This is a genomic window from Streptomyces sp. yr375 (genome assembly GCF_900110755.1).
Lineage (GTDB): Bacteria > Actinomycetota > Actinomycetes > Streptomycetales > Streptomycetaceae > Streptomyces.
Map to the genome: position 1 here is coordinate 14,350 of NZ_FOFF01000070.1, position 17,786 is coordinate 32,135.

Sequence of the window (17,786 nt, forward strand, 5' to 3'; positions counted from 1 at the left end):
GCCACGGCCGCCGCACAAGTGACGGCTTGTCGGGACGTCCCACCCCCTGACCTGCACGGACACCGTCCCCCGGGACGGCACGACGGGACGGCTACGACGGGACGGCTGCGGCAGACCTTGTGCGGATGGTGTGATGGTCATGCAGAATGCGACGGAGCGGGGGGCCGCTGACCACGGTTCATGACCGCATCTGGGGGGAACATGGCGCGCCGCAAACCGCTGTCCGCCGAACTGGACCCGTCCGTACGACAGTTGGTGACGGAGCTACGCCGACTCGCAGACCACGGCGAGCTGAGCATGCGTCAACTGGCCGCGAAGACGGGCTACAGCCAGAAATCATGGGAGCGCTATCTCGGCGGCCGATCACTCCCACCCCGGGAGGCCGTGGAGGCCCTGGCCCGCATCGGCGGCGCAGACCCGGCCCACCTCCTGGCCTTGCACGAACTCGCCACCGACACCTGGACCAGCGAACGCACACCGGCACCGATCACGGAGACGGCGACAGAGACAACAACAGAGACAGGGACAGGGACAGGGACAGAGGACGCCGGATTCAGCCAGTTCTCCGAGCGTTCGCTGCGCGTCACGCTGATCGCGGGAGCGGTGGCCCTGGTCCTGGCCGCCTCCTCGGCAACCCTCCTGGCCGTACGCCTACACGGCAACGGCACCGGCACCGCCGCGGCGACCGCACCCCCCGCCCCACCCGTCACATCGACGTCCGCACCCGCATCGCCCCCCACGTACACCTGCCGGATCGTACGGACCGACGGCCTCTGGTACGCGGGCATCAGCCGCACCCGCAACGCCGAGATCGGGTACGGCAGCGCAGGCCCCGACGTGGCCGAGGCACAGTGCCTGCTACGAAGGGCGGGCATCTCGCCGGGCGGCATCGACGGGATGTTCGGCCCGCTGACCCAACGGGCGGTCAAGGCCCTCCAGAAACGGTCCGGACTGGACGTGGACGGCATGGTCGGCCCGCACACCTGGAAGGCCCTGCGCGCATGACGTCGCCCGCACCCTCCCCGGAGAGCACCAAACTGGCCGCCGCACTGAGGGAGTTGAAGGACCGCACGGGCCTGAGCCTGGCCAAACTGGCGGCCCGGACCACGTTCAGCAAGTCGTCCTGGGAGCGCTACCTCAACGGCAGAACCCTTCCCCCGCGCCAGGCGGTCCAGGAACTGTGCCGCCTCGCCGACGAACCGGACGGCCGCTGCCTGGCACTCCGGGAGCTGGCGAAGTCGGAAGGAAGCGACCCACCAAGAGAAACACCCCCGACGCCACCGCTAGAAGCACCCACGCCCCCGCCTGCGGATCACCGGGGCACACGGGCAGCAGCGCTCCTGACATCCATCTCCGCCGCACTGTTCGCGGCAGTCCTGCTGACGCTGCTCCTGCTCCCCGACCAGGACGAGACGACCCAGCCGTCGGCATCGGCGACGGCGTCCCCCACCCCCACCGGCCCGCACTGCCGGGACACAGCCTGCGAGGGCGAGGACCCGGCGGTCACGAGGTGCGGCGGCAGTCCCGAGACCCTGGTCGAGTACCTCACGTCCACCGGGGCGTCGGCGCAACTGCGGTACAGCAGGGTGTGCGGGACCACGTGGGTACGGGCGTGGGGCACGCGGATCGGCGACGGCGTCGAACTGCGCGGCCGTACCGCCCGGGTGCGAAACCGCGCCGATGCGGACACCTACGTCCACACGCCCATGACGGCGACCGGCCCGGGAACCGTGGTCCAGGGCTGCTTCCTGCCCGCGAACGGCGGCGAGAAGGAGTGCTTCAACGCCAAGGTGGACTAACACCCTCGACCGCACTCCCAGCCCACTGTCAGACCCTCCCTTTAGAGTCACCGGTATGGCGACTCTTCCCAACCCGCTGCCCAGACTGGCGACCGATCCGAGCGGCCGTTCCCTCGGGCTGCAACTCCCGCCCGGGAGACTGATCGACACGACGGACGAGGGCCCGTGGCACGAGCCGTTGCTGTGGCACGCGGAGAAGGCCGCCGCCCCCGGCACCTGGAAGGCCCTGGGCACCCAGGCCGCCCGAACCGGCCTGCTCCCGGTGCTGGTGGACGTGGGCGGCACCCAAGGCGGCCCCGCGGACTGGGAGTTGATGCCCGGCGACATGTCGTACCCCGGAGACCACGACGCCGAGGACGTCCTGGCCGAGTACTGGGAGGACAACGCGGAAGAAGAACTGACGGAGGGGCCGGAGGAAACCGAGGGGCCGGAGGGAATCGGCCCCGACTGGCCGGGCCTGGCCCCCGCCGCTGCCCCCACGGCCACCCCCGACACCCGCGCCGCCCAGATCGCGGACTCGCTGACGGACGGCACCCGGACCTGGCTCAAGGAGCCGCACCTCGCCCTGGTCGCGGCACGCAGGTCCGCGGACATCCCGGCGGCGATCGGCTGGACCGGCCCCCTGAACTACGAGAACGACGTGGCCCGTCTCTGCGCGGTGCTGCGCTCCTGGGAGGACCGCTTCGGCATCCGGGTGGTGGCGCTCGGCTTCGACACCCTGGTCGTGTCGGTGGCGGCCCCGCCCACCACACAGGCCGAAGCCGAGGCCGTCGCGGCGGAACACTTCGCGTTCTGCCCGGACAACATCACCCAGCAAGGCCCGAACGCCCTGCGCGCCTACGCCGAGGACCTGATAGCCGAGCCCACTTGGACCTTCTGGTGGGACTGACTGGGACAGAGACCGGGACCGGGACCGAGACCGAGACCGGGACCGCCCGTTCCGGTCGTCACCGCAGCTTCTGCGCAGCCTCCGTCGCCCAGTAGGTGAGGATGTTGCGCGCCCCGGCCCGCTTGATGCCGGTCAGCGTCTCGAAGATCGCCCGGTCGCGGTCGAGCCAGCCCTTCTCGGCGGCGGCCTCGACCATCGAGTACTCACCGGAGATCTGGTAGGCGACGACCGGCACGTCCACGGCGTCGGCGACCCGGGCGAGGACGTCGAGGTAGGGTCCGGCCGGCTTGACCATCACCATGTCGGCCCCCTCCGCCAGATCGAGCGCGAGCTCCCGCATCGACTCGCGCAGATTCGCCGGATCCTGCTGATAGGTCTTCCGGTCCCCCTGCAACGAGGACCCGACAGCCTCTCGGAACGGCCCGTAGAACGCGGACGAATACTTGGCGGTATAGGCAAGGATCGACACGTCCTCCCGCCCGATCTGATCAAGGGCGTCCCGGACGACCCCGATCTGCCCGTCCATCATCCCGCTGGGCCCGACGACATGGGCCCCCGCGTCGGCCTGCACCTGAGCCATCTCGGCATACCGCTCCAGGGTGGCGTCATTGTCGACGCGCCCTTCGGCGTCGAGCACCCCGCAATGCCCGTGATCGGTCGTCTCGTCGAGACACAGATCGGACATGACGAGCAGGTCGTCCCCGACCTCGGCCCGCACATCCCGGATGGCGACCTGGAGAATCCCGTCGGGATCCGTCCCCGGCGTCCCCAGCGCGTCCTTCTTCGACTCCTCCGGCACCCCGAAGAGCATGATCCCGGAGACCCCGGCCTCGACGGCCTCCAGCGCGGCCTTCTTCAGACTGTCCCGCGTGTGCTGCACCACCCCGGGCATGGCCTGGATCGGCACCGGCTCACTCACACCCTCCCGCACGAACGCGGGCAGGATGAAGTCAGCCGGATGCAACCGAGTCTCAGCAACCATCCGCCGCATGACGGGCGTAGTCCGCAACCGCCGAGGCCGCGAACCAGGAAAAGATCCATACATCGTCATACCACTACGCTACGCCCGCCCCACCACAGCTCTTACCGACGCCAAGTCGACGCAGCCACCCCCCGGCACCTTGCAGGCGAGGGCTAATCCTTTCGCCGCTTTCACCCGCCGGTGCCTTGCAGACGAGGGCTAATCCTTTCGCCGCTTTCACCCGCCGGTGCCTTGCAGACGAGGGCGAGTACTTTCACCCGCCGGTGCCTTTGCAGGCGAGGGCCCCGCATTTCAGCCCGTCCGGCGTTTGAGGACGAGGCCCCTTCAGGGCCGAAGGGGGGTGTGGGGGCGCAGCCCCCACGGACCCGCACCCCCACGGACCCGCACCCCCAACACCTCAGGTAGCCCGCCGCCGCCGAGCCCCCGGCCGCCGCTCACTGGGCCGACTGACCGGATCCCCAGCCTCCCGCGCGGCAGCACGCCGCTTCAGCCCAAAGTCAGCCAACGCCTCAGCCAACTTCTGTACAGACGGCTCCGGAGCCATCACATCCACCCGCAGCCCATGCTCCTCAGCCGTCTTGGCGGTAGCCGGCCCGATACAAGCGATCACGGTCACGTTGTGCGGCTTCCCAGCGATCCCCACCAGGTTCCGCACAGTGGACGACGACGTGAACAACACGGCGTCGAACCCGCCCCCCTTGATCGCCTCCCGCGTCTCCGCAGGCGGCGGCGACGCCCGCACGGTCCGGTACGCGGTGACGTCGTCGACCTCCCAGCCCAGCTCGATCAGCCCGGCGACCAACGTCTCCGTGGCGATGTCCGCCCGCGGCAGGAACACCCGGTCGATCGGATCGAAGACGGGGTCGTACGGCGGCCAGTCCTCCAGCAACCCGGCCGCCGACTGCTCCCCGCTCGGCACGAGATCCGGCTTCACGCCGAAGGCGACCAGCGCCTTCGCGGTCTGCTCCCCCACCGCCGCGACCTTGATCCCGGCGAACGCGCGAGCATCGAGCCCGTACTCCTCGAACTTCTCCCGCACCGCCTTCACCGCGTTCACCGACGTGAAGGCGATCCACTCGTACCGCCCGGTGACGAGCCCCTTGACGGCCCGCTCCATCTGCTGAGGCGTCCGCGGCGGCTCGACGGCGATCGTCGGCACCTCGTGCGGCACGGCCCCGTACGCCCGCAACTGGTCGGAGAGCGACACCGCCTGCTCCTTCGTCCGCGGCACGAGCACCTTCCAGCCGAACAGCGGCTTGGACTCGAACCACGCGAGCTGCTCACGCTGAGCAGGGGCGGAACGCTCACCGACCACGACTATCACCGGCCGGCCGCCCTCGGGCGAGGGCAGCACCTTCGCCTGCTTCAGCGTCTGCGCGATGGTCCCGAGGGTCGCGCTCCACGTCCGCTGCCGGGTCGTCGTACCGGCCACCGTCACCGTCATCGGCGTATCGGGCTTGCGCCCCGCCGACACCAGCTCCCCGGCGGCCGAGGCCACCGAGTCGAGGGTCGTCGACACGACGACGGTGCCGTCCGACGCGCCGACCTCGGTCCAGCAACGGTCCGAAGCCGTCCGCGCGTCGACGAACCGGACGTCCGCGCCCTGCGCGTCCCGCAGCGGCACACCGGCGTACGCCGGCACGCCGACGACGGCCGCGACACCGGGCACGACCTCGAAGGGCACACCGGCCGCGGCGCACGCGAGCATTTCCTCCGCCGCGTACGTATCAAGCCCGGGGTCCCCGGACACCGCACGCACGACCCGCCTGCCGCCCCGCGCGGCCTCCATGACAAGATGTGCGGCATCGCGCACAGCGGGTACCTGAGCGGTTGTTGACGTGCCGTCAACAACCATCGAAAGGGGCGCGCCCGTGCCGGGAAGAGGGTCCGACGAAGGACCCGCTTCCGCATGCACGACGGCCACATTGGGCCTCGCGTGCGCCCGTACGACGTCGAGCACCTCATGCTCGGCGACGAGGACGTCCGCGTGCCCGAGCGCCTCGACGGCGCGCAGCGTAAGTAGTCCCGGATCCCCGGGTCCGGCACCCAGGAAGGTGACGTGCCCGTGTTCAGGACCGGCGGCTGGACGAGTGGTGGGGCTCACTGTGCTCGCTCCCCCATCAGACCGGCCGCGCCCTGGGCAAGCATCTCGGCGGCGAGTCCGCGACCGAGCATCATTGCCTGGTCGTGCGTCTCGGGCACGGGACCGGTGGTGGACTGCTGCACCATGCGAGAACCGTCGGTCGTGCCGACGACGCCCCGCAGGCGCATTTCCTTGACAATCTGCCCGTCGGCCAGAAGGTCGGCCAGCGCCCCCACAGGGGCACTGCAACCGGCCTCCAGGGCGGCGAGCAGTGACCGCTCGGCGGTCACGGCGACCCGCGTGAACGGGTCGTCGAGCTCGCCGAGCGTCGCGATGAGGTCCGCGTGGTCCGCGGCACACTCGATCGCCAGTGCTCCCTGGCCGGGAGCGGGCAAAACCGTGTCTATCGACAGGAAGTCGGTGACCTCGTCGAGGCGGCCGATGCGGCTGAGGCCGGCCGCGGCCAGCACCACCGCGTCCAGCGCGCCGTCGTGCACGTACCCGAGCCGCGTGTCGACGTTCCCGCGGATCGCGACCGTCTCGATGTCGAGTCCGTGGCCGCGGGCGTACGCGTTGAGCTGCGCCATGCGGCGCGGCGAACCGGTGCCGATGCGCGCCCCACGCGGCAGGTCGGTGAACTTCAGCGCGTCCCGGGCGACGAGCACGTCGCGGGGATCCTCGCGCACCGGTACGGCGGCCAGGACCAGCTCCTCGGGCTGCGTGGTCGGCAGGTCCTTCAGCGAGTGAACCGCGAAGTCGACCTCGCCCTTGGCCAGCGCGTCCCGCAGCGCGGTGACGAAGACACCCGTGCCGCCGATCTGCGCGAGCTGCTCGCGGGAGACATCGCCGTAGGTGGTGATCTCGACGAGCTCGACGGACCGCCCGGTCACCCGGCTCACGGCGTCCGCGACCTGCCGGGACTGGGCCAGGGCGAGTCTGCTTCGCCTCGTCCCCAGTCTCAGTGCCTTACTCATGCCGCTCATGCCGGCCCTCGGTTCTCTGCGTTCTTGTCGGTGCTGTCCTCGGCCCGGGACACGGCGGCCACCGACTCCGGGTCGAGGTCGAACAGGGTCCGCAGCGCGTCCGCGTACCCGGCGCCGCCGGGCTCGGCCGCGAGCTGCTTGACCCGTACGGTCGGCGCGTGCAGCAGCTTGTCGACGACCCGCTTCACCGTCTGGGTGATCTCGGCACGGTGCTTGTCGTCCAGTCCGGGCAGCCGCCCGTCGAGCCGGGCGATCTCGCCGGCCACCACGTCGGCGGCCATCGCGCGCAGCGCGACCACGGTCGGCGTGATGTGCGCGGCCCGCTGCGCCGCGCCGAACGCGGCGACCTCGTCCGCGACGATCCGCCGCACCTGGTCCACGTCGGCGGCCATCGGCGCGTCCGCCGAGGCCTCGGCCAGCGACTCGATGTCCACCAGCCGCACCCCGGCCAGCCGGTGCGCGGCCGCGTCGACGTCCCGCGGCATCGCCAGGTCCAGCAGGAAGAGCACGGGCTCGGGCCGTACGAGCAGGGCGACCGGCTCGGGCCGGCGCCGCTCGGGGATCCGCCCGACGCTGGCGGCGGTCGCCGCGAGCGCACTGATCAGCTCGGCGTCGGCCTCCGGACGGCGCGCGGCCGCCCGCCGGTCCACGGTCGCGTTGTCCACCCACGCCGCGTGCTGCTCCAGCGTCGCCGCGTCCATCCCGGCGACCGCGGCCTCCCCGAGCACGGAGAACCCGGCCTGCGGCACGGGCGCCTGCTGTACGGCGGCCAGGTCCAGCGGACAGTTCTCGTCGGCCCCGCCGGAGGCGGCGGGCAGCGACCGTACGTCCGCCTCGAAGACGGCGTCGGCGTCGTACGCGGCGGGGGCGGTGAAGGCGGCGGGTGTTCCGGTGCGGCCCTCGACCGCGTCGGCGATCGCCTCGGCCGTCAGGACCAGGCCCGTCGCCCCGGTGCAGGAGACGACGACGTCCGCACGTGTCAGCTCGGCCGGCACCGATTCCATCGGGACCGCGCGGGCCGGCACGTCCGTGCCGTCGGCCTCGGCGAGTATCTGGGCGAGCCGCGCGGCCCGGTCGAGGGTCCGGTTGGCGACGACGACCTCGCCGACCCCGGCGCGCGCGAGCGTCGCGGCGGCCAGCGACGACATGGAACCCGCGCCGATGACCAGCGCCCGCTTGCCGCGCGCCCAGTCCCGCACCTCGCCGCCCGCGGCGAGCTGCTCCAGGCCGAAGGTGACCAGGGACTGCCCGGCGCGATCGATACCGGTCTCGGAGTGGGCGCGCTTGCCGACCCGCAGGGCCTGCTGGAACAGCTCGTTCAGCAGCCGACCGGCGGTGTGCAGCTCCTGCGCCCGGGCCAGCGCGTCCTTGATCTGCCCGAGGATCTGCCCCTCGCCGACGACCATCGAGTCCAGCCCGCAGGCCACCGAGAAGAAGTGGTGGACGGCGCGGTCCTCGTAGTGCACGTACAGATAGGGAGTGAGCTCCTCCAGGCCGACCCCGCTGTGCTGGGCGAGCAGCGTGGACAGCTCGGCGACGCCCGCGTGGAACTTGTCCACGTCGGCGTACAGCTCGATGCGGTTGCAGGTGGCGAGGACCGCGGCCTCGGCGGCCGGGTCGGCGGCGACCGTGTCCTGGAGCAGCTTGAGCTGGGCGTCCGCAGACAGCGAGGCCCGCTCCAGCACGCTCACGGGGGCGCTGCGATGGCTCAGTCCGACGACGAGGAGACTCATGCCGGCATCACGGCGGGTACGTCCCCGTCGGGCCCCTGGTCGGTGATGTCGTCGCGGCTCACGGCGGCGACCGGGACGGCGCTGTCGTGCGCCGCGGCCTCCTCACCGGCCTTGCGCTGCTCGTGGAAGGCGAGGATCTGCAACTCGATCGAGAGATCGACCTTGCGCACGTCCACGCCGTCCGGGACGGTCAGCACGGTCGGCGCGAAGTTCAGGATGGACGTGACGCCGGCGGCCACGAGCCGGTCGCAGACCTGCTGGGCGACGCCCGGCGGAGTGGTGATCACGCCGATGGACACACCGTTGTCGGAGATGATCTTCTCCAGACCGTCGCTGTGCTGCACGCCGATCCCGGCGACCTGCTTCCCGGCCATCGCCGGATCGGCGTCGATGAGCGCCGCGACCCGGAAACCGCGCGAGGCGAACCCGCCGTAATTGGCCAGCGCCGCGCCGAGGTTACCGATACCGACGATCACAACCGGCCAGTCCTGGGTGAGGCCCAACTCACGGGAGATCTGGTAGACGAGATACTCGACGTCGTAGCCGACACCCCGGGTTCCGTAAGAACCCAGGTAAGAGAAATCCTTGCGCAGCTTCGCGGAATTGACGCCCGCGGCGGCGGCGAGTTCCTCGGAGGAGACCGTGGGGACCGAGCGCTCCGACAGTCCGGTCAGCGCGCGGAGGTACAGCGGAAGGCGGGCGACGGTGGCCTCGGGAATCCCTCGGCTACGGGTCGCCGGTCGGTGAGTTCGGCCAGTTGCCACGGTGCTCCTGCGGGTAGAGCGGGGCTGCAGGCGGTCACACGTACCCAGACCGCCCCGTCGACAGCAGGCTATGTCTTTGTGAACGCGTGCACAAAGATGGTGTCCGATTTGCCCGGCCAACGTGACCGGGGTCACGCACATCATTCCAGGGGGCAAAACCGCCACTCTCCTCGTGAATCCCGCCCCCGAGACAAAACCGCCATCGATCCTAAGCGACGTTCCGTCCTGTCCCGCCTATCCGGCCAACTCCTTTCGGAGACGGTTCTCGTCCACCCGCCAGAAGGTGTGCTGCCTGCCGTCCACGAGGACGACGGGGATCTGCTCCCAGTACTGGTCGTACAGTTCCCGGTCCTCGGCGATGTCCTTCCGCTCCCACGGCACGCCGAGTTCCCCGCAGACCTTTTCGATCACGCTCTGCGCGTCGTCGCACAGATGACAACCCGACTTGCGGATGAGGGTGACGACCCGCTCGTGGGGGGCCGCCTTACGTCGAAAGAGGGGACTCATGCCGGCCATTCTCGCGCTCTTTAACTGTGCGGTCGCAGAGAGTTCACACCCTTCGAACCTCTCGGCTCCGAAAGCCACCGAACAGACTGGCTATGCTCACGCCATGGCCGCTCTAGGATGGCTCACTCCCCGTAGGCGCGCAGCCACGGCGCGGAGCGTGTTGGCAGGCGAGGCCTCGGCGGAGGCAGCGCGCAAGTCCACCCAGGAAGCCCTGGACACCCAGGACTCCCCCGAGGTCTCCGACCGGGAACCGCAGTTCCCGGTGCACGGCGACGCGCTGGCCGCCGCCTTCTTCGACCTCGACAACACCGTGATGCAGGGCGCGGCCCTCTTCCACTTCGGCCGGGGCCTGTACAAACGGAAGTTCTTCGAGACCCGCGACCTGGCCCGGTTCGCCTGGCAGCAGGCGTGGTTCCGGCTGGCCGGCGTCGAGGACCCCGAACACATGCAGGAGGCCCGCGACTCGGCCCTCTCCATCGTGCAGGGCCACCGCGTCTCCGAACTGATGTCGATCGGCGAGGAGATCTACGACGAGTACATGGCCGAGCGCATCTGGCCGGGCACCCGCGCCCTCGCCCAGGCCCACCTGGACGCGGGCCAGAAGGTGTGGCTCGTCACCGCCGCGCCGGTGGAGATCGCCCAGGTGATCGCCCGCCGCCTCGGCCTCACCGGCGCGCTGGGCACCGTCGCCGAGTCGGTCGACGGCGTCTACACGGGCAAGCTGGTCGGCGAGCCCCTGCACGGCCCCGCGAAGGCGGAGGCGGTGCGCGCGCTGGCCGCGGCCGAGGACCTGGACCTCTCCCGCTGCGCCGCCTACAGCGACTCCCACAACGACATCCCGATGCTCTCCCTCGTCGGCCACCCCTACGCCATCAACCCCGACGCCAAACTCCGCAAACACGCCCGCGGCCTCGACTGGCGGCTGCGCGACTACCGCACCGGCCGCAAGGCGGCGAAGGTCGGCATCCCGGCGGCGGCCGGCGTGGGCGCGGTGGCGGGCGGCACGGCAGCGGCGATCGCCCTGCACCGCCGGCGCCGGTAACTACACACCAGCGCCGGGCATCCGCACCGGACACCCCACCAAAAAGACGGTCGTACCCCTGGGGACGGCCGTCTATTCGCGTTGTCCGCGCACAGCCACAACCCGCCCCAGACCATCGCGAAACTCGGTCGTTTCCGATCAACAATCGCTCACTCCACGCGACTTGATCGGGCATCAATCAACCATAGAAGCGACGTAATCGAAGTTTTGAGCAACTCGGTGTAGCAGTGCCTGCACGAAGCGTTATTCTCCTCAAACGCAATCCGGTACCCCTCCTGTCGCTACGACGGGTGAAAGGTTCCGCACTGCACGTGATGGAAGCTCTGCCTCTGGGAGTCCCGTGTACCCACACGTCGGGGTTGACACCTCGGGCCTGGCTACGCTGCGCGCAACGGTCGCTACGGTCCAGGACCTGTTGCGCGGCTTCGTCCCCACCGCGTACGCCGTCCCCGCCTTCGCCGCCGCCGCACCCGTCGGCCCGTGCTACGCACTGGCCGACGGCACCGCCGCCGTCGGCAGACGAGGACGCGCGGCCGGTGCGGCCGGTGCAAGCGGCGCGGCCACCGCCCGTCGGCCGGCCGCCGACAGCGACAGCGCCCGCATGATGGACCTCGTCGAACGCGCCCAGGCCGGCGAGGCCGAGGCCTTCGGGCGCCTGTACGACCAGTACAGCGACACGGTCTACCGCTATATCTACTACCGGGTGGGCGGCAAGGCGACAGCCGAGGACCTCACCAGCGAGACGTTCCTGCGCGCCCTGCGCCGCATCGGGACGTTCACCTGGCAGGGCCGCGACTTCGGCGCCTGGCTCGTCACGATCGCCCGCAACCTGGTCGCCGACCACTTCAAGTCCAGCCGGTTCCGGCTCGAAGTGACCACCGGCGAGATGCTCGACGCCAACGAGGTCGAGCGCTCGCCCGAGGACTCCGTCCTGGAGTCCCTCTCCAACGCCGCGCTCCTGGACGCCGTGCGCCGGCTCAACCCGCAGCAGCAGGAGTGCGTGACGCTCCGGTTCCTGCAAGGCCTCTCCGTCGCCGAGACCGCGCGCGTGATGGGCAAGAACGAGGGCGCGATCAAGACCCTTCAGTACCGGGCCGTGCGCACCCTCGCCCGGCTCCTGCCGGAAGACGTCCGCTGACCGGACCACCGACCAGACCGCCGACCGGACGGCCGACCGGCCCCGCCCGGGGCCTACGGTCGGCGATCCCCAACTCACCTTCAGTGAAAGTCCGTTGCCTTCCCGATCCGATCATCCGCCGTCCGTAACCCAAGTGCCGCGCCAGTCGTTGTGCGGGATACAGGCTCCCTGTGGTCACGTCCTGTCCGACCCCGATCACTCGATCGTGTGGATCCGGTCCAGGGCGTGCAACCCTCAGGACCCCCGGGGAGTCGACCGTCATGACGAGAGGAGGTGCCGCCAGTGATCGCGAACGTATCGGCGCACCGGCGGGCGAACGCCTTCGCCCAGGCCTTGGAGGAGCAGTCCGACTGTTCCAGCCAGGGCACGGCGGCCGAGCAGACCGAAGGATCACCGCCGGCACCGGCCGCTGCGGACCAGACCGGACAGGGCCATCTCCTGGCCCTCGCCACGAGTCTCGCCGAGCTGCCCAAGCCGGAATTCGATCCCGAGGTCAAGGTCGTCCAGCGGGCCCAGTTGGTGGCCGCTATGGAGGCCATGCTGCAGGCGGGCACCGCGGGAGGCGAAGCATTCGACGCGTCGGTGCCGGAGCAACGCTCCCACCGGGCGAAAGGCACGCACCGGGCCAGTCCCTTGGGCAAGTTGCGACCGCGTTCCCGCCTCGCGAAGGGGCTCACCGCGGGCGGCCTCAGCGTCGGCGTCGCGGCGGGCGCCTTCGGCGGCGTCGCGGCCGCGAGCTCCGACGCCCTGCCAGGTGACGGGCTCTACGGGCTGAAGCGCGGCATCGAGGACTTCAAGCTCAACCACCTGGCCAACGGCGACGACGAGCGGGGGCGCACCTACCTCGACCAGGCCTCCACCCGGCTGAGCGAGGCCCGCCGGCTCATGGAACGGGGCCGCAGCGGCGACCTCGACCACGAGTCCCTCGGCGAGATCCGCCGCGCCCTGAACGGCATGCAGTACGACGCCACGGAGGGCCACCGGCTCCTCCACGAAGCGTTCGAGCGCGACCCGAACTCCCTGGGCCCCATCCAGGCGCTCGACGCGTTCTCCCGCTCGCACCGCGAAGTCTGGGGCGCCCTGCGCGACCGCCTGCCGGTCCAGCTCGGAGACGTCAGTCAGCAGGTCTCGTCGGTCTTCGAAGCCATAGACCAAGAGGTCGCCCCGCTGCAGTCCCTGCTCCCCCCGCCCCCCGCCCAGGGCGGCGGCGGCACCCGGCACGGCTCCGGCTCGGCGTCCACCGGCACCGGCGCCGACCGCCCGACCACCCCGGACACCGGCACCGGCAAGCACCCGTCCGACGGCACCGGCAGCAACACCGGCACCCCCAGCAAGCCGGCCACCTCCGGCACCGGCGACGACGGCCTCCTCGGCGGCAACACCGGCGGCCTCCTCGACCCCCCGAAGGACACCGGCACCAGCACCGCCCCGACCCCCGTCCTCCCCACCACCCGACCCGACGTCACCCTCCCCCCCCTCCTCCCAGGCCTCCTCCCAGGCCTGGGCATCGACAGCGAGGACACGGAGTAACTCCAGCACGACGACGGTGGGGCGCCCCTTCTGAGAAGGGACGCCCCACCGTCGTATACCCACTGGAAAAACACCGACCGCTAGAAGAACACCGACCGCCGCTGCACCAGCAACTCGCCCCTCCTGTCTGCCGCCCTCGCACCGCTTCGCGGGCTTCGCGCGGCTGCGCCGGACTCCGTCCGCCGGCTCCAGTCAGCCCGCTGGTCGCCCCGGACGGCCGCCCCACTGAACAGCCCCCTCAGAAGAACACCGACCGCCGCTGGACCAGCAACTTGTACAGCGTGTGCTGGATCTGTTCCCGGACCTGGTCCGTCAGGTTGAACATCAGCATGGGATCCTCGGCCGCCTCCGGCGGGTAGCCGTCCGTCGGGATCGGCTCGCCGAACTGGATCGTCCACTTCGTGGGGAGCGGGACGGCGCCCAGGGGGCCGAGCCACGGGAAGGTCGGGGTCAGGGGGAAGTAGGGGATGCCCAGGACACGGGCCAGGGTCTTGGCGTTGCCGATCATCGGGTAGATCTCCTCCGCCCCGACGATCGAGCACGGGATGATCGGAGCGCCCTGCCGCAGCGCCGTGGAGACGAAACCGCCCCGGCCGAACCGCTGGAGCTTGTAGCGCTCGCCGAAGGGCTTCCCGATGCCCTTGAACCCCTCCGGCATCACCCCGACGACCTCGCCCTGCCCGAGCAGCCGCTCGGCGTCCTCCGCGCAGGCGAGGGTGTGCCCGAGCTTGCGCGCCAGCTCGTTGACGACCGGGAGCACGAAGACGAGGTCGGCGGCCAGCAGCCGCAGATGCCGGTCCGCCGGATGGTGGTCGTGGACGGCGACCTGCATCATCAGGCCGTCCAACGGCAGCGTCCCGGAATGGTTGGCGACGATCAGCGCGCCCCCCTCGGCCGGGATGTTCTCGATGCCCTTCACCTCGACCCGGAAGTACTTCTCGTACAGCGGCCGCAGCATGGACATGAGGACCTGGTCGGTCAGCTCCTCGTCGTAGCCGAAGTCGTCGACCTCGTAGTCGCCCGTGAGACGCCGGCGCAGGAAGGACAGCCCGCCGGCGATCCGCCGCTCCAGGCCACCCGCGTCCGCGCCCTCACGCGCCCGTTCCTCACCCGTCACAGGAACATCATCCTGCGCCATCGCCCTGGTGGGCAGGGGCTGGACCTCACCGACCTCACCGCCCTCGCCGATCTCCCGGACCGGCACGTGCTCGCCGCTCTTGCGCCGGCTCCCCGCACCCCGGCGCCGCGGCGGCCGCGGCACGGCGCTCCCCCGGGTCCGGTCGTCGTCGAACGGAATGACCTTGGCGTCCGCCATCGTTGATGCGCTCCTCAGTTGGCGCTCGGCGTCGAAGGGTGAGCGGCGGCGTGGCCGCCACCCGGCAGGGGCAGCGCGGCGACCCGGTCCACGGCCCCGGCGACGGCCCCGGGCGGCAGCAGCCCGGGCCCGTGGCTGCGCGCGAAGTCCGCGAAGGTCTCGGCCGTCGTGTACCGCGGCGTGAACCCCAGCGTCTCCCGCATCTGGACCGTCGACACGACCCGGCCATGGGTGAGCAGCCGGATCTGCTCGGGCGAGAAGTCCGTCATGCCCAGCGTACGCACCAGGGAGCCCGCCCACGTGACCGCAGGCAGCAGCAGCGGCACGGTGGGCCGCCCGAGCCGCCGCGAGCACTGCGACAGCAACAGCACGCCGTCCCCGGCGATGTTGAAGGTGCCGCTGTTGAGCGTGCCCCGCTCCGGCTCGTGCGAGGCGATCCGCAGCACGTCGATCACGTCGTCCTCGTGCACGAACTGCAGCCGGGGATCGTAACCGAGCACGGTGGGCACCACGGGCAGCGAGAAGTACGAGGCGAGCGGCGTCTCGGCGGTCGGCCCCAGGATGTTGGCGAACCGCAGCACGCACACCGCGACGTCCGGCCGCCGCCGGGCGAACCCGCGCACATACCCCTCGACCTCGACCGCGTCCTTCGCGAAGCCGCCGCTGGGCAGCGACTTGGCCGGGGTCGTCTCGGTGAACACGGCGGGGTCGCGGGAGGCGGACCCGTACACGTTCGTACTGGACTTCACGACCAGCCGCTTCACACTCGGCGACTTCTGACAGGCGCCGAGCAACTGCATGGTGCCGATGACGTTGGTCTCCTTGACCGTGGTCCGGCTGCCACTGCCCAGCGCGGTCGCCGTCACGTCCAGGTGGACGACCGTGTCGGCGCCGGTCTCGGCGAGCACCCGCGCGATGGCGGGCTGCCGGATGTCGGCCTGGATGAAGTCGGCGCCCCCGAGATGGTGCTCGGGCCGCACGGCGTCCACGGCGATCACCCGGTCGACCTGGGGGTCACGCTGGATCCGACGTACGAACCGGCCCCCCAACTGACGGGCCACTCCGGTAACAAGCACGACCTTCCCCAAGATCAGCGCCTTCCTTCCGTCCTGGAACCGCCCGGCCACCCTGCCGTGTACCCCGTTCCCCGTCTGCGGGCCAACCTAGCGGGTCGATGTTGCACTGTGATGACCGCACGACGCCCGGAGATGCGTGTGGCCCCCCACCGATAACACGATGGGGGGCCACACAACGCCTACGCGGCTCGCGTCGCGAAGAAGTAAGTACGTTCGCTTACTTCTTGTTGCGACGCTGAACGCGCGTGCGCTTGAGCAGCTTGCGGTGCTTCTTCTTGGCCATCCGCTTGCGCCGCTTCTTGATAACAGAGCCCACGACTACCCTCGCTCACTTCTCATCACTCGGCGTTGGGCGCCATGGGCCCATACGACCTACAAGGGGCCAGCCTACCCGTCCGAGCGCTGAGGTCGTAATCGAGGCGGGACCGGGGGGATCCGGAAGAGCCCTGAGGATCCCCCCAACCCACTGTCGTCAGGCGGTTTCCACCCCCACATAGCTCTCACGGAGGTACTCGTGAACCGCTTGCTCGGGGACGCGGAAAGACCGCCCCACCCGGATCGCGGGCAGATGACCGCTGTGCACCAATCGGTACACGGTCATCTTCGACACTCGCATCACCGAGGCGACTTCCGCCACGGTAAGGAACTGAACCTCGTTCAGAGGCCTCTCGCCAGCAGCCATGACACACCTGAACCTTCCGCACTCGACTCGACGGCCACCGGCTTCCCCTTCCGGTGACTCTTCGTCGCTGCGTGCTCACTCCCCAATGTAGGGGCGGGTGATGCGAGTGGGGAAGAGGTGCACCCATCGCATGCGCATCACCGGCCTACTGTGACAGACACGCTCGATTGAGTACGTAGCGGGTCAGCGGACGGTAGTAAGCGGACCGCACGGCGTCATCAACCGGAACGGCCACGGAGACGATCCCCTCGGCCTCCCCGACGAACAGCGCGGGGTCGTCGGTGTCGGCCAGCCCGATGGCCTCGAACCCTAGCTGACCTGCACCGCAGACCCACCCGTGGTCCCCGATCACCAGCTCGGGCAGCGGCCCGCCGGCCTCGGCCGCCGCGTCTAGAGCGACCCGGATCGGCAGCGGTGAATGAGTGTGCGCACCGGTCGCACAACCGGCGCGTTCGGCGTCGGCCTCCCGGACGACCGCGACTCCCCGTACGTAGTCGAGGTGGTGCGTGCGTAGACCGAACCGGGTCGTTATGTCGACACAGTGACCCTGCGCCGGGGTGAGGACTTCACATCCCGCCGCCGACAAAGCGTCTGCAAGCTCTGCGTAGAACCCCAGCAGCCGATGCGGATGCCCGGTGCCGAGCAGCACGGGCGCACCACGCTGGGCGACCGAGGCGAGCCGATCCGCGAACGCGTCGAGCGCGGCCACCGTCCGCTCGGGGTCGATCACATCATGCCCGGACACACATCGAGGATCGGCCGAAACCCCACACTTGTCGGCCATCAACGCGATCAAATCCCGCTGCCCCCAGGACCATTCAGGATCAAGCCCGATCAACACCCGGGGATCCCGAGCAGCGAAGAGCCGATAACTCCGCAGACTCTCCTCCCGAGACGTAGCCACCACCCCGGCCAACCCCGCAGCAACCAAATGAGCCCGAAGCCCCCCACAACTCAACACAAAACCAATGCTGAAGGAGAAGCACCGGTGCTGAGGCAGGAATGGATCCAACACCCCACAGTTGGCGTAAGCAGCAAGCGCCTTCCAGCCCGTCCGGGCGGGTGAGCGCCTTCCAGCCCGTCCGGCGCCTGAGGCGGCCTTTCGACGCCGGCCCGCACGATTCAGCCCGTCCGGCGTTTGAGGACGAGGCGGACGCCATCCCGAACCCCCACCCACCCGCTGGGGGCGCCGCTCTAAGCGCCGGTCGGGTGTCTGCCTTTCAGCCCGTCCGGCGTTTGAGGACGAGGCCCCTTAAGGGCCGA

17 protein-coding genes are annotated in these 17,786 nt (G+C 70.4%); 6 read left to right on the top strand and 11 right to left on the bottom strand.

What is annotated here, in order from left to right; translation table 11 throughout:
- Nucleotides 1–201: 201 nt before the first annotated feature.
- Genes BMZ82_RS37085 through BMZ82_RS37095 form a run of 3 tightly spaced genes read left to right on the top strand, consistent with a single transcriptional unit; the run spans nucleotide 202 to nucleotide 2,688 of the window.
- Nucleotides 202–1,005, top strand: a complete 804-nt coding sequence (locus tag BMZ82_RS37085) for a peptidoglycan-binding protein (protein ID WP_093781803.1) — start codon at nucleotides 202–204, stop codon at nucleotides 1,003–1,005.
- Complete coding sequence (locus tag BMZ82_RS37090; RefSeq protein ID WP_093781804.1) at nucleotides 1,002–1,799, top strand: helix-turn-helix domain-containing protein; 798 nt, start codon at nucleotides 1,002–1,004, stop codon at nucleotides 1,797–1,799. The genes BMZ82_RS37085 and BMZ82_RS37090 overlap by 4 nt, the downstream gene beginning before the upstream one ends.
- A 55-nt stretch (nucleotides 1,800–1,854) precedes the next feature.
- Complete coding sequence (locus BMZ82_RS37095) at nucleotides 1,855–2,688, top strand: DUF4253 domain-containing protein (RefSeq protein WP_093781805.1); 834 nt, start codon at nucleotides 1,855–1,857, stop codon at nucleotides 2,686–2,688.
- A gap of 58 nt (nucleotides 2,689–2,746) precedes the next feature.
- Here the strand turns inward: BMZ82_RS37095 and hemB are convergent, their stop codons facing one another.
- The 6 genes from hemB to BMZ82_RS37125 form a co-directional block, all read right to left on the bottom strand.
- A complete protein-coding gene (gene hemB / locus BMZ82_RS37100; protein ID WP_093781806.1) occupies nucleotides 2,747–3,739 on the bottom strand; it encodes a porphobilinogen synthase in 993 nt (330 codons plus the stop codon).
- Nucleotides 3,740–4,067: 328 nt separating this feature from the next.
- On the bottom strand, nucleotides 4,068–5,774 hold the full coding sequence (locus BMZ82_RS37105) for a bifunctional uroporphyrinogen-III C-methyltransferase/uroporphyrinogen-III synthase (protein WP_093781807.1): 1,707 nt from the start codon (nucleotides 5,772–5,774) through the stop codon (nucleotides 4,068–4,070).
- Nucleotides 5,771–6,727: a hydroxymethylbilane synthase gene (hemC, locus tag BMZ82_RS37110; RefSeq protein WP_093781808.1), complete on the bottom strand. Its 957-nt coding sequence runs from the start codon at nucleotides 6,725–6,727 to the stop codon at nucleotides 5,771–5,773. The genes BMZ82_RS37105 and hemC overlap by 4 nt, the downstream gene beginning before the upstream one ends.
- Before the next feature lie 5 nt (nucleotides 6,728–6,732).
- Nucleotides 6,733–8,469, bottom strand: coding sequence for a glutamyl-tRNA reductase (locus BMZ82_RS37115; protein ID WP_093781809.1), 1,737 nt, complete (start codon nucleotides 8,467–8,469; stop codon nucleotides 6,733–6,735).
- Nucleotides 8,466–9,233 (bottom strand): redox-sensing transcriptional repressor Rex, encoded by a 768-nt coding sequence (locus BMZ82_RS37120; protein ID WP_093781810.1) that lies wholly within the window; start codon nucleotides 9,231–9,233, stop codon nucleotides 8,466–8,468. Before BMZ82_RS37120 ends, BMZ82_RS37115 begins: the two co-directional genes overlap by 4 nt.
- Nucleotides 9,234–9,467: 234 nt before the next feature.
- Nucleotides 9,468–9,749, bottom strand: coding sequence for a glutaredoxin family protein (locus BMZ82_RS37125; protein ID WP_177244854.1), 282 nt, complete (start codon nucleotides 9,747–9,749; stop codon nucleotides 9,468–9,470).
- Nucleotides 9,750–9,843: 94 nt separating this feature from the next.
- Here BMZ82_RS37125 and BMZ82_RS37130 point away from each other — a divergent pair, with 94 nt between their 5' ends.
- From BMZ82_RS37130 to BMZ82_RS37140, 3 genes are all read left to right on the top strand, one after another.
- Nucleotides 9,844–10,782 (top strand): HAD family hydrolase, encoded by a 939-nt coding sequence (locus BMZ82_RS37130; RefSeq protein ID WP_093781811.1) that lies wholly within the window; start codon nucleotides 9,844–9,846, stop codon nucleotides 10,780–10,782.
- 340 nt (nucleotides 10,783–11,122) lie between these two features.
- Nucleotides 11,123–11,920, top strand: coding sequence for an ECF subfamily RNA polymerase sigma factor, BldN family (locus BMZ82_RS37135; protein ID WP_093781812.1), 798 nt, complete (start codon nucleotides 11,123–11,125; stop codon nucleotides 11,918–11,920).
- Nucleotides 11,921–12,202: 282 nt separating this feature from the next.
- Nucleotides 12,203–13,450, top strand: coding sequence for a DUF5667 domain-containing protein (locus BMZ82_RS37140; protein ID WP_093781813.1), 1,248 nt, complete (start codon nucleotides 12,203–12,205; stop codon nucleotides 13,448–13,450).
- A 238-nt stretch (nucleotides 13,451–13,688) separates the two neighbouring features.
- Here BMZ82_RS37140 and BMZ82_RS37145 read toward each other — a convergent pair whose 3' ends face one another.
- The 5 genes from BMZ82_RS37145 to BMZ82_RS37165 form a co-directional block, all read right to left on the bottom strand.
- The gene (locus BMZ82_RS37145) at nucleotides 13,689–14,765 is read right to left on the bottom strand and encodes a lysophospholipid acyltransferase family protein (RefSeq protein WP_093781814.1); all 1,077 of its coding nucleotides are present in this window, start codon (nucleotides 14,763–14,765) and stop codon (nucleotides 13,689–13,691) included.
- Nucleotides 14,766–14,779: 14 nt separating this feature from the next.
- Nucleotides 14,780–15,853 carry an NAD-dependent epimerase/dehydratase family protein gene (locus BMZ82_RS37150; RefSeq protein WP_093781818.1) on the bottom strand — a complete coding sequence of 358 codons (1,074 nt, stop codon included), beginning with the start codon at nucleotides 15,851–15,853 and terminating at the stop codon, nucleotides 14,780–14,782.
- A gap of 205 nt (nucleotides 15,854–16,058) precedes the next feature.
- Nucleotides 16,059–16,157 carry a 30S ribosomal protein bS22 gene (locus BMZ82_RS37155; protein ID WP_003948845.1) on the bottom strand — a complete coding sequence of 33 codons (99 nt, stop codon included), beginning with the start codon at nucleotides 16,155–16,157 and terminating at the stop codon, nucleotides 16,059–16,061.
- A gap of 156 nt (nucleotides 16,158–16,313) precedes the next feature.
- Complete coding sequence (locus tag BMZ82_RS37160) at nucleotides 16,314–16,523, bottom strand: helix-turn-helix domain-containing protein (RefSeq protein WP_093781815.1); 210 nt, start codon at nucleotides 16,521–16,523, stop codon at nucleotides 16,314–16,316.
- A 145-nt stretch (nucleotides 16,524–16,668) separates the two neighbouring features.
- Entirely contained in the window at nucleotides 16,669–17,484 is an 816-nt protein-coding gene (locus BMZ82_RS37165; RefSeq protein WP_093781819.1) for a phosphatase, read from the bottom strand.
- Nucleotides 17,485–17,786 lie beyond the last annotated feature (302 nt).

Excerpts from the sequence above, each read along its gene's own strand:
- BMZ82_RS37085 (WP_093781803.1), top strand. The coding sequence starts at position 202 with ATGGCGCGCCGCAAACCGCTGTCCGCCGAACTGGACCCGTCCGTACGA.
- BMZ82_RS37090 (WP_093781804.1), top strand. The coding sequence starts at position 1,002 with ATGACGTCGCCCGCACCCTCCCCGGAGAGCACCAAACTGGCCGCCGCA.
- BMZ82_RS37095 (WP_093781805.1), top strand. The coding sequence starts at position 1,855 with ATGGCGACTCTTCCCAACCCGCTGCCCAGACTGGCGACCGATCCGAGC.
- hemB (WP_093781806.1), bottom strand. The coding sequence starts at position 3,739 with ATGACGATGTATGGATCTTTTCCTGGTTCGCGGCCTCGGCGGTTGCGG.
- hemC (WP_093781808.1), bottom strand. The coding sequence starts at position 6,727 with ATGAGTAAGGCACTGAGACTGGGGACGAGGCGAAGCAGACTCGCCCTG.
- BMZ82_RS37115 (WP_093781809.1), bottom strand. The coding sequence starts at position 8,469 with ATGAGTCTCCTCGTCGTCGGACTGAGCCATCGCAGCGCCCCCGTGAGC.
- BMZ82_RS37125 (WP_177244854.1), bottom strand. The coding sequence starts at position 9,749 with ATGGCCGGCATGAGTCCCCTCTTTCGACGTAAGGCGGCCCCCCACGAG.
- BMZ82_RS37130 (WP_093781811.1), top strand. The coding sequence starts at position 9,844 with ATGGCCGCTCTAGGATGGCTCACTCCCCGTAGGCGCGCAGCCACGGCG.
- BMZ82_RS37145 (WP_093781814.1), bottom strand. The coding sequence starts at position 14,765 with ATGGCGGACGCCAAGGTCATTCCGTTCGACGACGACCGGACCCGGGGG.
- BMZ82_RS37160 (WP_093781815.1), bottom strand. The coding sequence starts at position 16,523 with ATGGCTGCTGGCGAGAGGCCTCTGAACGAGGTTCAGTTCCTTACCGTG.